The sequence below is a fragment of the Kocuria sp. APC 4018 genome (genome assembly GCF_030407675.1).
GTDB lineage: Bacteria > Actinomycetota > Actinomycetes > Actinomycetales > Micrococcaceae > Kocuria > Kocuria rhizophila.
The window spans coordinates 1-13,705 of record NZ_JASDCY010000071.1 but is presented as its reverse complement, the minus strand read 5'-3'; the positions used below and the strand labels follow the sequence as shown (position 1 = coordinate 13,705).

Genomic DNA, 13,705 nt, shown 5'->3' with positions numbered 1-13,705 from the left:
ACCTGACCTACCCCGCCCCCGCAACCTGGCCTGCACGCGAGAGAGCCGCCCTCGTCCGGTGACGTGGGCGGCTCTCCAGGTTCCGGCCCGGGGCCGGGAACGGCTGGGCGTCAGGAGTGGCCGTTGAAGAGGCTCGTGACCGAGCCGTCCTCGAAGACCTCCTGGATGGCGCGGGCGATCAGCGGCGCGATCGAGAGCACCTTGAGGTTCTCGAACTGGTGCTCGGGCGGCACGGGCAGGGTGTCGGTGACGACCACCTCGTCCGCTCCGCACGAGGACAGCCGCTCCACGGCCGGTCCGGAGAACACGGCGTGGGTCGCGGCGATGATCACGTTCTTGGCGCCCTGGTCCTTGAGCACCTGCACGGCGCCGGCAATGGTTCCGCCGGTGTCGATCATGTCGTCGATCAGCACGCAGGTGCGCCCGGAGATGTTGCCCACGACCTCCTTGGAGACCGCCTGGTTGGGCACGGTGATGTCCCGGGTCTTGTGCACGAACGCGAGCGGCGCACCGCCCAGGCGCTCGGCCCACTGCTCGGCCACGCGCACGCGCCCGGTGTCCGGGGACACCACGGTGACGTTGTCCACGTCCACCACGGAGCGCACGTAGTCGCTCAGCAGCGGGATGGCCATGAGGTGGTCCACGGGGCCGTCGAAGAAGCCCTGGATCTGCGCGGTGTGCAGGTCCACGGACATCAGCCGGTCCGCGCCCGCGGTCTTGTAGAGGTCCGCGATCAGGCGCGCGGAGATGGGCTCGCGGCCGCGGTGCTTCTTGTCCTGCCGCGCGTATGGGTAGAACGGGCTCACCACGGTGATGGACTTGGCGGACGCCCGCTTGAGGGAGTCCAGCATGATGAGCTGCTCCATGAGCCACTGGTTGATGGGTGCCGGGTGGGACTGGATGAGGAAGGCGTCCGCGCCGCGCACCGACTCGCCGAAGCGCACGTACGTCTCGCCGTTGGCGAAGTCGTAGGCGTCCGTGGGGACCAGTTCGGTGCCCAGTTCACGCGCGATGTTCTCCGCGAGCTCGGGGTGCGCCCGACCCGAGAGCAGAACCATCCGGTTCGAACCCGTGTTGGTGATGCCGGTCATGTGAACTCGCTTTCTCTGAATTCCTCGTGGTTCCTGCTCGCGTGGCGCGCCCTGTCAGGCGCGGTCCTCGCGCTCAGACTGCTGGGCGGCTTCCGCCGCGCGGGCTGCGGCCGTGCCGGGACGGTGCTGCTGCACCCATCCCTCCACAATGACCTGCTTGCCCTCGGTGAGCACCAGGGCGCCCGCGGGGACGTCCTTGCGCACAGTGGTCCCGGCTCCGGAGTAGGCGCCGTCGCCCACGGTCACGGGTGCCACGTACATGTTGTCGGAGCCCATGCGGACGTCGTTGCCGATCACGGTGCGGTGCTTGTTCACACCGTCGTAGTTCACGAACACGGAGGCGGCGCCGATGTTGGAGTTCTCCCCGATGGTGGCGTCCCCCACGTAGGAGAGGTGCGGGATCTTGGAGCCGCGCCCGATGGTGGACTTCTTGGTCTCCACGAACGTGCCGATCTTCCCGTCCTCGCCCAGCACCGTGCCGGGGCGGAGGTAGGCGAACGGGCCCACGGTGGCGCCCGCGCGCAGCTCGGAGTCGCTGCCGTGGGTGCGCACCACGGTGGCGCCACGGCCCACGGTCACGTTGGTGAGGGTGGTGTCCGGGCCCACGACGGCGTCCTCCGCCACCCGCGTGCTGCCATGCAGCTGGGTGCCGGGCAGCACGGTGGAGTCGGCCTCGAGCTCCACGGTGTCGTCGATCCACGTGGTGGCGGGGTCCACCACAGACACCCCGTTGCGCATGTGCCGCTCCAGCGTGCGCTGGTTCAGGTAGTGGCCCAGGGCGGCCAGCTGAACGCGGTCGTTGGCGCCCTCCAGCTCCATGTAGTCCGCCATCTTCAGGGCGTCCACGCGGTGCCCGGCCTCGCGTGCCAGGCGGGGGACGTCCGTGAGGTACTTCTCGGCCTGGGCGTTGTCCGTGTCCACTCGGGAGAGGGCGTCGCGCAGCACCGCGGCGTCGAACGCGAAGATCCCGGAGTTGACCTCGGTGACCGCGCGCTCGTCCTGCGTGGCGTCCTTGAACTCCTTGATCTCCGTGAACCGTCCCTGGGCGTCCCGCAGGATGCGGCCGTACTTGCCCGGTTCGGGGTGGTCCGCGGTGAGCACCGTGACGGCGTTGCCGTGCTCGGTGTGGTGCGCCACGAAGGCGCGCAGGGTCTCGGCCGTGAGCAGCGGGACGTCCCCGTAGGTCACCAGCACGGTGCCGCTCACGGGGGCCGCGGCGTCGAGCACCTCGAGACCCGCGTCCACTGCGGAGCCCGTCCCGGGAACGTCCGACTGGTCCGCGGTGAGCACGCCCGGTGCCACGTCCGCGATGTGCTCGGCCACGAGATCACGCTGGTGCCGGATCACCGCCACGATGCGCTGCGGCTCCAGCTCGCCCGCCACCTTGAGCGCGTGCGCGAGCATGGAACGCCCACCGATCTCGTGCAGGATCTTGGGCTTCTTGGACTTCATCCGGGTTCCCTTGCCGGCGGCGAGAACGATGATCGCGGCGGGGTTCTCCCCGGTCGTGGCGTTCGGAGGGGTGCTCACGGGCCAGACTCCTCTGGGTGCTCGTGAGGCGGTGGGGGCCATCTGCGCCTCGATGTGTCGTGCGTTCCGCCACTAGGACTCGAACCTAGACTCACGGCTCCAAAGGCCGGTGTGCTGCCAATTACACCATGGCGGAGCGTTGTCACCCGTGGGCGCCAACAAAGGGACGTGCGCCCGCGGGCACACGAAAATTCACTGTAGCACCTGGGTTCTGCGGCTCAGCACGGTCAGGATCCGCCCCGCGGCGCGCTCCTCGCGGAAGCCCGGCAGGGTGCGCGCGAGGGTCACGGCGTCCTTCGCAGTGATTCCCCGGACGACCACCTGCGCCCGGGTGGCCGCGCGGCGCACGCAGTGCCAGGCGTCGTCGTCGGACTGCCCGGCGGCCCGGGAGCTGGAGACGTCCCACGCCATGGAGGTGACGTCCGCGGAGCTCACGTCCAGGCTCCCCTGCTCGAACTCGCGGTCGAGCAGCGCGAGCAGCATGACCACCTCCTCCACCGCGGTGGCGTTCTGGACCATGAGGCGGACCTCCTGGTGGGAGGCGGCCTCGGCGAGCGCCGCGAGCATCGAGTACAGCCGCTGCCGCTGGCGTCCGCGGTGCGAGACCCCGCCGAGGGCGAGCACCAGCATTCCGGCGCCCACCCCGCGGCACACGCCCAGGGCGTCGTCGACCTCCGCGAGCACGCCCTCGTCCGGCATGTCCTCGTCCACGGCCACGGGCGCCCGCAGCAGCAGCGGGTCCGCCCCGGCCGCGCGCAGCAGCTGGGCGGCCTGGCGGCGCACCCTGGAGCCCATGTGGGATCCCACCGGGCGGTCCGCCCCGATGGTGATCTCGACCGGCCCGGGGTGCTCCCGCACGCGGGCCACGGCCGCCGCGAGGTCCTGGGGCTCGTCCAGCACGGTTCCCGCGAGCTCTTCCCCGCCCTGAGATGACTGCATGGCACTCAGTCTCCCACGCCCGCGTGGGAGCGGTGGACGCGGGCGCCCGGGTGCGCGGTCAGCGGCCCGCGCGACGACGCCGCCGGCCGGCTCCCCGGGACGGGCCAGCGCCCCGGCCGTTCGCCACCCGGCCGTGCGGCGTCGTCGTTCGTCGGCGGGCCCCACGCACGGGCCACGACGGCGCCCGGGGAGCCCGCCGCCCGCTTGTATCCTTGGCGGGTGGCTCATCTGATCGGCGGAGAAAACCTGCACCTCGAGTACCCCACCAGGACCGTGTTCGACGCGGTGAGCGTGGGGATCGACGAGGGTGACCGGATCGGCATCGTCGGTCGCAACGGGGACGGCAAGTCCACCCTCATGCGCCTGCTCGCCGGGCGGATCGCACCCGACTCCGGGCGCGTGACTGTGCGCTCCGGGACCACGGTGGGCATGCTGGACCAGGCGGACACGCTGGACCCGGACCAGACCGTGGGCCACGCCGTGGTGGGGGACGTCCCCGACTACGTGTGGGCCGCGGATCCCAAGGTGCGCGACGTGGTGTCCGGACTGGTCTCGGACGTGGACTGGGACACCCCCGTGGGCCAGCTCTCCGGAGGCCAGCGGCGCCGGGTGGCGCTCGCGAGCCTGCTCACCGGGGACTGGGACGTGATCTTCCTGGACGAGCCCACCAACCACCTGGACGTGGACGGCATCACGTGGCTCGCCAAGCACCTGAACAGCCGGTGGTCACGCAACTCCGGCGCCCTGGCCGTGGTGACCCACGACCGCTGGTTCCTGGACGCGGTCTGCACGGACACCTGGGAGGTGCACGACCGCGTCGTCGAGCCCTTCGAGGGCGGGTACGCCGCGTACGTGCTGCAGCGCGTGGAGCGGGACCGCCAGGCCGCCGTGGTGGAGCAGAAGCGGCAGAACCTCATGCGCAAGGAGCTCGCGTGGCTGCGCCGCGGAGCACCGGCGCGCACGTCCAAGCCGAAGTTCCGCATCGAGGCCGCGAACACCCTGATCGAGGACGTGCCGCCACCCCGGGACACCGTCTCCCTGTCCCGGATGGCCGTGTCCCGGCTGGGCAAGGACGTGGTGGACATCGAGGGCGTCTCGGTCTCCTTCCCCGCCGCGGACGGCTCCGGCACCACCCGCGTGCTCGAGGACGTCACGTGGCTCATCGCCCCCGGCGAGCGCACGGGCATCCTGGGCGTCAACGGGGCGGGCAAGTCCACGCTGCTGGGCCTGGTCACCGGGGACGTGCAGCCCACCGCCGGGCGGGTCAAGCGCGGGAAGACCGTGAAGATCGCCACGCTCACACAGCAGCTGGACGAACTCAAGGACGTCGCGCAGGACCGCGTCTCGGACGTCGTGGCCCAGAAGAAGACCTCGTACGTGACCGGCGGCAAGGAGATGACGCCCACGCAGCTGCTCGAACGGCTGGGCTTCACCTCCGCGCAGCTCAAGACCCCGGTCAAGGACCTCTCCGGCGGGCAGAAGCGGCGCCTGCAGCTGCTGCTCATCCTGCTGGACGAGCCCAACGTGCTGATCCTGGACGAGCCCTCCAACGACCTGGACACCGACATGCTCGCCGCCATGGAGGACCTCCTGGACACGTGGCCCGGCACGCTGCTGGTGGTCTCCCACGACCGCTACCTGCTGGAGCGCGTCACCGACCAGCAGTACGCGGTGGTGGACGGCCGCTTCCGGCACCTGCCCGGTGGGGTGGACGAGTACCTGAAGCTGTCTTCCGCGGCGGCTTCGGGCTCCGCCGCGGGATCGGCCGGGGCGTCCAACCCGCTCGCGGGCGGCGCCTCCTCCTCGGCGTCCCGTCCCGTGGACGACGCCGCCGCGTCCCGGCCCACGGGCAAACCCGCCCTGGGCGGCGCCGAGGCGAGGGCCGCGCAGAAGGAGCTGGGCGCCGTCGAGCGCAAGCTGCAGAAGCTGCAGAGCGAGGTGGCGGCGCTGGACGACACGATGGCCGCGGCGGACCCCTCCGATTTCGAGGGCCTGGGCAGGCTCGCGGCGCAGAAGTCGCAGCTGCAGGAGCAGGTCGACGAGCTCGAGCTGCGCTGGCTCGAACTCGGCGAGGCACTCGAGTAGCCCCCGGGCTGCCGGCCGGGCCGTCACCCCGGGCGGTCGCTCAGCGTGGGCCAGACCGGGAAGGGGTCCTCGAACGCGGCCCACGCACCGGGACCGGCCGCGAGCTCCTCGTCCGTGAGGGCGGCGTCGTCCAGCGCCTCGCGCAGGGCCGGGACGTCCAGGTCCAGGCCGATGATCCCGAGGTCCTGACCCAGGGCGAGCAGCTCCTCTCCCTCCGCCACGTGCGCGTCGCTCGCCAGGGGCGACAGGCAGATCATTCGTCCCACGTGGTTCCACCGCGCGATGACGTGCGAGCGCGTGGCCAGACGGCAGAAGCCCGCCGAGCGCACCACCGTGCCGAACTCGCCCGACTCGATCCGCCGGTCCAGCAGCCGGGCGAGACGCCCGGGATGCAGCGGCCGGACGTTCTCGTAGTGCAGCGCCGTGACCCGCGGATCCGTCATGTACGGATCGTGCTCGCGGTTGAGCAGGGTCACCCACCCGGAGCGCTCCTGGGTGACGTCGTAGCGCGTGGCGGACGCGGCGATCTCCCGCAGCCATGGATCCCGCTCGCCGTGGTGCAGGCGCAGGCGGGCTCGCGGGCCCAGGTGGTTCACCAGCGCCATCACCGTGGAGAGCTCCGGCGTGGTCAGCGGTTCCCAGTTGACCAGCACCACCGCGGAGGCGAACTCCACGCACATGACACTGAGCAGGGCGCGGGCGGTGTGGCGCGGCCGCGTGTGTGGCAGGGCGGGGTGGATCACGCAGTCCTCCCGGTGCAGGTCCGCGAGCAGGTGGGCGGCGTCCACCACGCACAGCACCCCGGTGAGCACCACACCGGAGTCCGCAGCGGCGCTCGCGCCGATCACCTCCGTCACGTCCGTGCACTCGGGGAACTCCACGACCGCACCCTGGGGCCGGGAGCACCACGGGAGCAGGGACATGGCCTCCGCCACCGGTTCCGGGGACGCCCCCACCCGCTGGGCGGACACGAGCATGCGTCCGGTGCGCCGGGCGGTCTCCCGCGCGAATCGCGCCCGTTCCGGGGCGCACGCGCCCACCACTGCCATCACGTCGACGGGGTCCACGCTCGCCTCCCTCGTAGTTGTGCGGCAAGGCTGCCCGGATCCGTGGCCCACGGCGGCCGTGCACCCCCGGACGACGGCGAGCACCTCACCGCTTCCTGATAATGGTTCTCATTATGGTGCACGAGGGGTGCACAGCGAAATGCGGCCCCGACCGGGTGTCCGGTCGGGGCCGCACGGGCCGAGAGCGTGGCGGTCTCACTCGCTCCAGTCGTTGGTCCTGATGATCTCCACGAAGTCGTCGCGCTCGAAGGAGGGATCGAAGTGCGCCAGGACATCGGCGTTCATGGTGCCGAACGTGGAGCCAGGGCGGTGCTCCATCCCGTGGTGGAACGCCGTGAGGATGCGGTTCTTGAAGTCCGGACGGGGGTGGGCCTCCACCACTGCCCGGCGCTGGGCGTCCGTGACCTGGTCGAAGTGCATGCCCAGTACGTCCGTCTCCACGCCGGCACTCACCAGCGCGACCTCGGGTGCCATGAACTCGGGGATCCCCGGGGTGGTGTGCAGCGAGATGCCCAGCCACGCGGTGTGCGCGCGCTCCCGGGACGCGCCGCGCTCCATGAGGAACTCGAACACCTCGTTGGCGCCGTCCACCTCGAAGCGCAGGGTGGAGTCCTTGTGGTCCTCGGTGAGACCGCGGTCGTGGAACATGGCGCCCGCGTACAGCAGCTCGTGGTCCACGCTCAGCTCCTGGGCCTGTCCGAGCAGCGCCCCGAAGAAGTAGACGCGGCGGGAGTGGTGGTAGAGCAGGTCGTCCTCGGTGTCCCGGATGTACTCCGTGACGTCACGGGTCAGGGCGGTGTCTGGGACGGCGATCCCGGCAGTGGTGTCTGTCATCGCAAGGCTCCTCGTAAGTGCGGTTCTCGTGGGTGCGGTTCGCGTGCCGCACCGCGGACCGTGCGGACCGGCGGACGGCACTGTTCCAGTGTCGGGCCTGCAGAGGCGTGCAGCCATGTCCTGAATGACAGGAAACCCGTGTTTCAGGACATACTGGTGCCATGGACACCCCGCACCGTGTGCTCTTCCTCGTCTTCCCAGGCGTCACCCTCCTGGACGTCGCCGGCCCCGCGGAGGCGTTTGCCGCCGCCTGCCGGCACGGAGGTGACTACACCCTGGAGTTCGTCTCCCCGGCGGGCGGCGCCGTGCGCACCTCCGTGGGCGCGGTGCTGAACACCTCCCCCGTGCCGGACCTCGTGGCCGAGGCGGCACGCGGCCCGCAGCACCGCATCCACACGCTCGTGGTGGCCGGCGGGGAGGAACTGGCCACGCAGCCCCTGCCGCATGACCTCGTCCGGACGGTCGAGGAGCTCGCGGACCGCAGCGACCGGGTGGCCAGCGTGTGCACGGGCGCGTTCGCGCTGGCGGAAGCCGGGCTGCTCGACGGGCGTCGTGCGACCACCCACTGGCGTCACGCCGCCCTCCTCGCACGGCGTCATCCCCGGGTGGCGGTGCGACCCGATGACCTCTTCGTGGAGGACCGCGGCGTGCTCACGAGCGCGGGGATCTCCTCCGGGATCGACCTCGCACTCGCCATGATCGCCGCTGACCTGGGAGCGGAGTCCGCGCACGCGGTGGCGCGGGAACTCGTGGTGTACATGCAGCGCGCGGGAGGGCAGTCCCAGTTCTCGTCCGCCCTGGACTGGCCCGCCGCGTCGTCGGACCCCGTGCGAACGGTCCGGGACCGCGTGGTCTCCGACCCCGGCGCGGCGCACACCGTGGCCGGCATGGCCGAACTCGCCCACGTGAGTCCGCGACACCTCACACGGCTCTTCATGGCGGAGCTCGGCACCAGCCCGGCCAAGTTCCTGGAACGGGTCCGGGTGGAGGCTGCCAAGTCCCTCCTGGACGGGGGGCGCACCGTCACGGAGAGCGCGGTGCTCGCAGGGTTCGGAACGGACGAGAACCTGCGACGAGCGTTCGTCCGCCACTACGGGGTCACCCCCGGCCACTACCGGGGGCGTTTCCCCGTGGAGGCCGTTCAGCCGGCCTGATGCAGGTCCACGACCTCGAACTCCAGCAGCGAGGCCCCGGTGGCCACCGGCTTGCGGTCACCGCCGGCGTGGGCGGCCTTCGCGTTGCCGTCACGCCAGGCCTCGAAGTCCTCCTGAGTGGCCCACGTGGTCACCACGAAGTAGCGGTTCTCCCCCGCCACGGGGCGCAGCAGCTGGAAGCCCTCGAACCCGGGTTCCCCGTCCACCGAGTGTTTCCGCGCGGCGAAGCGGGCCTCCAGCTCCGGCCCGGAGCCCTCGGGAACCTCGATGGCGTTGATCTTCACGACGGACATGTCAGCCTCCTGGTGCGTTGTGCGGTCCCTCCCACTGTAGGCCCGCCGGGTGGCGGTCAGGCGGAGACGGGACCCGTCACGGGTTCGAACTCGCTGCGTCCAGCCGCCACGTCCGCGCTGAGCAGTCGCACCCGGATCTCGCTGCCCAGGCACAGACCGGGAGCCTTGAGGCTCGCTTCCACGGCCGGTTCCCGGATCACGATGGTCCCGCGCGAACCGTCCTCCTTGAGGTCCACCACGGTGGCGGTGAACTCCTGGCCCACGTGGGCCGAGAGCACGAGGGTCTCCACCATGTTCACGATCCCGCGCTCGTACGCGGAGGCCCTGCGCCCGGAGGTCTCCATCTCGGTGGGCAGCTGCGGCAGTGCCCCCAGCACCCAGTCCGGCACCGGGCGGCCCGCGGCTACCGCCAGGCACACCTCGCTGCCGTAGCGGTCCACGAGCCGGCGCAGGGGCGCGGTGACGTGGGCGTAGGGAGTGGCCAGTGCCGAGTGCTCGCTGTTCTCGGGCGGCTGCCCCTGGAACGCCTCGTAGCCCGCACCCCGGAAGAGCAGCGTGCACGCGTGGAGCATGGCCGCGTGGGTTCCCCGCTCCGGGTCCAGACCCCGCACGAACTCCGAGTAGGACCTCTCCTCGGACCACGGGATCTGCAGTGCGGATGCGATCGCCCGCAGGCGACGGACCGCGGAGTCCGTGGCAGGGGGCAGCACCCGCAGCAGTCCCACGCCGGCGTCGAGCATGAGACGGGCCGCCGCGATCCCGGTGAGCAGTGAGATCTGGGCGTTCCAGCCCTCCACCGGCAGGGCGCTGCGGTGCACCACACGCCACTCGTCCTGCTCCACCACCACCTCCTGCTCCGGGATGCGGAGGCTGACACCACCGCGCTCGCGTTCCACGGCCTCCCGCAGCTGGCCCACGGTGCGCAGCAGCTGCAGGGCCTCCGGAGCGGTGCCCGCGTCCAGCTGCTCCTGCACCTCGCGGTAGCTCAGCTGCGCCCGGCTGCGCACCAGGGCACGCTCCACACCAGTGCTGACGAGTTCACCGCGGGCATCCAGGCCCAGCCGCCACAGCACCGCGGGGCGTACCCCGTCCGGCAGCAGACTCGCGGCGTCCTCCGAGAGCTCGGGCGGGTGCAGCGGGGTGCGCTGGTGCGGTGCGTACAGTGTCTGCCCACGCCTGTGAGCCTCCTGGTCCACGGGATCCCCGGGGCTCACGAACGCCGCGAGGTCCGCGATCGCGTACCAGACCGTGAACCCGTCCCCGGCGGCCTCGATGAACACCGCCTGGTCCAGGTCACGCGACCCCTTGGGGTCGATGGTCACGAGGTCCAGGTCCGTGCGGTCGGTCTCCGGAAGGCGGGGTGCGCCGGCGGCCGCCCTGGCGGCGTCGTGCACCTCCGGCGGGAAGTCGTCCGGGATGGCGAGCTCGCGGCGCAGGGACTCGAGCGCCGCCACGAGCGGCTGGGGAACTGGGTGGACCTGCTGCGGACGGATGGCCATGCTGACTCCTCACCCGGCTGCGGCGCCCGGGCCGTTCCGGCCGGACGCGCCCGCCGGTCCGGTCGAACCGCGCTGACGCACGTGTGCTGACCCGATTGTGCCCCGGGGCGTCCCCGGGGCCGGGTTCATCCGCGCGCGTCCACCCGCGCGCCGGGTACCGGGGCCGCCGTGGCCAGCGCGCGGCGCCCCTCGTGGGAGAAGGCGCGCACGAGCTGCTCCGCGGCGTCGGCGGAACGAGCGAGGAAGCACACCGTGGGCCCCGAGCCGGACACCCAGCCGGTGAGCGCCCCGAGCTCCACGCCGTGGTCGAGGACGCCGGCGAGCGCCGGGAGCAGGTCCACGGCCGGCGGCTGGAGGTCGTTGCGGACCAGGGGGGCGAGCGTCTCGGGGTCCGCCGGGTCCAGCGCGGCGAGCGCCTGCGCGGGGACCGGGTCCGGTGCGCCGGTGCCCGACCGACCGTGCGAGTCATCCCACCGGCGGTACACCGCGGGCGTGGAGAGTCCCTGGTCCTGCGGGACGAAGACCAGGTGCAGCTGGGCGCTGGTGGGGACCGGTTCCAGCTCGGTGCCCGTGCCGCGCCCGAGCGCCGCGCCGCCGAGGAGCATGAAGGGGACGTCCGCCCCCAGGCCGGCGCCGAGCCGGGAGAGCTCTCCCGGCGTCAGCGGGGCGGTGCCGAGGTGCTCCGCGAGGAGCTCGTTGACCGCCACGAGCGCGGCCGCCGCATCCGCGGACCCGCCGCCCATGCCACCGGCCACGGGCACGGCCTTGCGCACGTGCAGGGTCAGCCCCGGGACGGGGACGCCCACGGCGTCGCACACCGCCAGCGCAGCGCGCACTGCAAGGTTCTGCCCGTCCAGCGGGATATCCGAGAGCCTCGCCGCGCCCTGCTCGACCATGCGCGCGTACTCGCTGCCCGGCGCCGGCTCCACCGTGACCGAGACAGCCGCCCCGGCGGAGGCCGGATCCAGGGTGGCCGTGACCGTCTCCCGCAGGTCCACCGCCACGAACAACGTCTCCAGCGGGTGGTAGCCGTCCGGGGTGGGGCTGCCCACGTGGAGCAGCAGGTTGGTCTTGGCCGGGGCGCTCGCGGTGACCCAACGGGGTGCCGAGGTCATGCGGGGTCCCCCGGGGACTCGTCCCGTCCCACCACGGGGGTGGCCTCGGCCAGGGAGGTGGGCGGGGCGTCGTCGGCAGCCAGGGCGTTGGCGGCCTCCGCGATGCGCGCGAAGTCGGCGACCCCGAGCTTCTCCCCGCGCTCGGTGGGGTCGACGCCCGCGGCACGCAGGATCTCCTCCGCGCGCGCACCGGAGCCGGCCCAGCCGCTCAGCGCCGCCCGCAGCGTCTTGCGCCGCTGGGCGAACGCGGCGTCGACCACGGCGAACGTGGGCACCCGCAGGCGCTCCTCGGCGGGCGGCTCACGGCGATCGAGCCGCACCAGGCCCGAGGCGATCTTGGGCGCCGGCCAGAACACGTTCTTCCCGATCACCCCGGCCTTGCCGACCTCCGCGTACCACGTGGCCTTCACCGACGGGACGCCGTACACGCGCGAGCCCGGGCCAGCGGCCAGGCGGTCCGCGACCTCGTCCTGGACCATCACGAGCCCGTGCCGGATGGTCGGGAAGGTCTCCAGGATGTGCAGCAGCACGGGCACGGCCACGTTGTACGGCAGGTTGGCCACGAGCGCCGTGGGCTGCGCACCCCCAGGCAGCTCACGCACGCGGGCGGCGTCGGCCTGCACCACGCTCAGCCGCGGTGCGGCGTCCGGGAAGAAGCGGGCCACGGTCTCCGGCAGCTGCCGTGCGAGCGGCGGGTCGATCTCCACGGCCGTGACCGCCGACGACGCCGCCAGCAGCCCCAGCGTCAACGACCCCAGCCCGGGCCCCACCTCCAGGACGTGCTCCTCCGGTGCGAGGTGCGCTGCCGCGACGATGCGGCGGATGGTGTTGGGGTCAATCACGAAGTTCTGACCCAGGGTCTTGGTGGGGCGGATCCCGGCCGTCTCGGCGAGCTCCCTGATCTCGGCGGGGCCCAGCAGGGGCCCGGCTGTGCTGTGCTCGGTCACCGGACAATCCTACGGGGCGAGGCATATCCACGCCCCACTGCGGCCCGAGGAGAGGTTCTGCCCCGGATTCCAGCGGCGCATCACGGCAGAACCTCTCCCCACGCGTCACCGGGCGCGGGCCGCCCCTCAGAACTGCCCGTACACCGTCCGCGAGGTGTCCCAGATCCGGCGGCACAGGGTCTCCAGCTCCGCGTCCAGCAGCTGCGCCATCCCGCGCACCGTGTGGTTCACCATGTACGGAGCGTTGGGCCGGCCCCGGAACGGGTGGGGTGTGAGGAACGGGGCGTCCGTCTCGCACAGCACGAGCGCCGGGTCCGCGACCCGCAGGGCCTCCTGCAGCGCTTTGGCGTTCTTGAACGTCACGGTCCCCGCGAAGGACATGTACCAGCCGTTCCGGTTGCACACGCGCGCGAGCTCCGCATCCCCGGAGAAGCAGTGGAACACCGTGCGTTCCGGGGCCCCGGCGTCCCGCAGGATGCGCAGGACGTCCTCGTGGGCCTCGCGGTCGTGGATCTGCATCGCCAGGTCGTGGCGTTTCGCCAGCTCGATGTGGGCGCGGAAAGACTCCTCCTGCGCCGCGAGCCCCTCCTCCGGGGTGTGCACCCGGTCCATCCCGGTCTCTCCCACGGCCCGCACCCGCTCCTGCGCCGCGAGCGCCTCGATCTGCCGCATCGCCGCCTCCAGCTCACCGCGGTGCGCCAGCTGAGGTGCCTCGTTGGGGTGCAGCGCCACGGCCGCGAGCACGCCGGGCACCGCCTGGGCCGCCGCCACCGCGAACCGCGAGGACTCCACGTCGCACCCGGCCTGCACCACGCCGGCCACGGACGCGTCCCGCGCGGTGGCCACGGCGTCCGCCACGGACACGCGCACCAGCCCGTCCTGCATGTCCAGGTGGGTGTGGTTGTCCACCACGGGGTGCGGCAGGGGCTCGGGCAGCGCAGGGAAGCGGAGGTTGCGCTTCTGCCCGTGGACGTCGGTGTCCGCACGCCGCTCGGTGCCCTCCCCGTTCGGGGCGCCAACCGCCAGCGCGTACCGCTCGGGGTCGTAGGCGGCGGGCGTCTCACCGGGAACGGGGGCGGGGCGCTCGCCGTGCGGCCACAGGGACTCGGTCAGGGCTGTCTCGATCACGGCTCCACGATAGGCGACGACGC

At 72.3% G+C, this 13,705-nt stretch carries 12 protein-coding genes and 1 tRNA gene; 2 read left to right on the top strand and 11 right to left on the bottom strand.

Annotated features, from left to right (window positions below; genetic code table 11):
- Positions 1 to 110: 110 nt before the first annotated feature.
- The 4 genes from QL985_RS10765 to QL985_RS10750 form a co-directional block, all read right to left on the bottom strand.
- Positions 111 to 1,091 (bottom strand): ribose-phosphate diphosphokinase, encoded by a 981-nt coding sequence (locus tag QL985_RS10765; RefSeq protein WP_019310138.1) that lies wholly within the window; start codon positions 1,089 to 1,091, stop codon positions 111 to 113.
- Positions 1,092 to 1,145: 54 nt separating this feature from the next.
- The gene (gene glmU, locus QL985_RS10760; RefSeq protein WP_102614041.1) at positions 1,146 to 2,621 is read right to left on the bottom strand and encodes a bifunctional UDP-N-acetylglucosamine diphosphorylase/glucosamine-1-phosphate N-acetyltransferase GlmU; all 1,476 of its coding nucleotides are present in this window, start codon (positions 2,619 to 2,621) and stop codon (positions 1,146 to 1,148) included.
- 64 nt (positions 2,622 to 2,685) lie between these two features.
- Positions 2,686 to 2,757 (bottom strand) — tRNA-Gln (locus QL985_RS10755).
- A gap of 56 nt (positions 2,758 to 2,813) precedes the next feature.
- A complete protein-coding gene (locus QL985_RS10750) occupies positions 2,814 to 3,560 on the bottom strand; it encodes a hypothetical protein (RefSeq protein ID WP_259906395.1) in 747 nt (248 codons plus the stop codon).
- A 219-nt stretch (positions 3,561 to 3,779) separates the two neighbouring features.
- Between QL985_RS10750 and QL985_RS10745 the strand changes: the two genes are divergently transcribed.
- The gene (locus QL985_RS10745; RefSeq protein WP_259906394.1) at positions 3,780 to 5,645 is read left to right on the top strand and encodes an ABC-F family ATP-binding cassette domain-containing protein; all 1,866 of its coding nucleotides are present in this window, start codon (positions 3,780 to 3,782) and stop codon (positions 5,643 to 5,645) included.
- A 23-nt stretch (positions 5,646 to 5,668) separates the two neighbouring features.
- Here the strand turns inward: QL985_RS10745 and QL985_RS10740 are convergent, their stop codons facing one another.
- Positions 5,669 to 6,712, bottom strand: a complete 1,044-nt coding sequence (locus QL985_RS10740) for a GTP-binding protein (protein ID WP_124108927.1) — start codon at positions 6,710 to 6,712, stop codon at positions 5,669 to 5,671.
- 195 nt (positions 6,713 to 6,907) lie between these two features.
- Entirely contained in the window at positions 6,908 to 7,546 is a 639-nt protein-coding gene (locus tag QL985_RS10735) for a diguanylate cyclase (protein WP_124108926.1), read from the bottom strand.
- Between the two features lie 161 nt (positions 7,547 to 7,707).
- Here QL985_RS10735 and QL985_RS10730 point away from each other — a divergent pair, with 161 nt between their 5' ends.
- The gene (locus tag QL985_RS10730) at positions 7,708 to 8,700 is read left to right on the top strand and encodes a helix-turn-helix domain-containing protein (protein ID WP_039102239.1); all 993 of its coding nucleotides are present in this window, start codon (positions 7,708 to 7,710) and stop codon (positions 8,698 to 8,700) included.
- Here QL985_RS10730 and QL985_RS10725 read toward each other — a convergent pair.
- The 5 genes from QL985_RS10725 to QL985_RS10705 all read right to left on the bottom strand — a co-directional run bounded on the left by QL985_RS10725 (position 8,688) and on the right by QL985_RS10705 (position 13,580).
- Complete coding sequence (locus QL985_RS10725) at positions 8,688 to 8,993, bottom strand: antibiotic biosynthesis monooxygenase (RefSeq protein WP_039102240.1); 306 nt, start codon at positions 8,991 to 8,993, stop codon at positions 8,688 to 8,690. The two genes, QL985_RS10730 and QL985_RS10725, sit on opposite strands and share 13 nt — an antisense overlap.
- A gap of 56 nt (positions 8,994 to 9,049) precedes the next feature.
- The gene (locus QL985_RS10720) at positions 9,050 to 10,492 is read right to left on the bottom strand and encodes an RNB domain-containing ribonuclease (protein ID WP_039102241.1); all 1,443 of its coding nucleotides are present in this window, start codon (positions 10,490 to 10,492) and stop codon (positions 9,050 to 9,052) included.
- A 125-nt stretch (positions 10,493 to 10,617) separates the two neighbouring features.
- Positions 10,618 to 11,607, bottom strand: coding sequence for a 4-(cytidine 5'-diphospho)-2-C-methyl-D-erythritol kinase (locus tag QL985_RS10715; protein ID WP_039102242.1), 990 nt, complete (start codon positions 11,605 to 11,607; stop codon positions 10,618 to 10,620).
- On the bottom strand, positions 11,604 to 12,554 hold the full coding sequence (rsmA, locus tag QL985_RS10710; protein ID WP_039102243.1) for a 16S rRNA (adenine(1518)-N(6)/adenine(1519)-N(6))-dimethyltransferase RsmA: 951 nt from the start codon (positions 12,552 to 12,554) through the stop codon (positions 11,604 to 11,606). Before rsmA ends, QL985_RS10715 begins: the two co-directional genes overlap by 4 nt.
- Positions 12,555 to 12,680: 126 nt before the next feature.
- Positions 12,681 to 13,580, bottom strand: a complete 900-nt coding sequence (locus QL985_RS10705) for a TatD family hydrolase (RefSeq protein WP_082019336.1) — start codon at positions 13,578 to 13,580, stop codon at positions 12,681 to 12,683.
- Between the last annotated feature and the right edge of the window lie 125 nt (positions 13,581 to 13,705).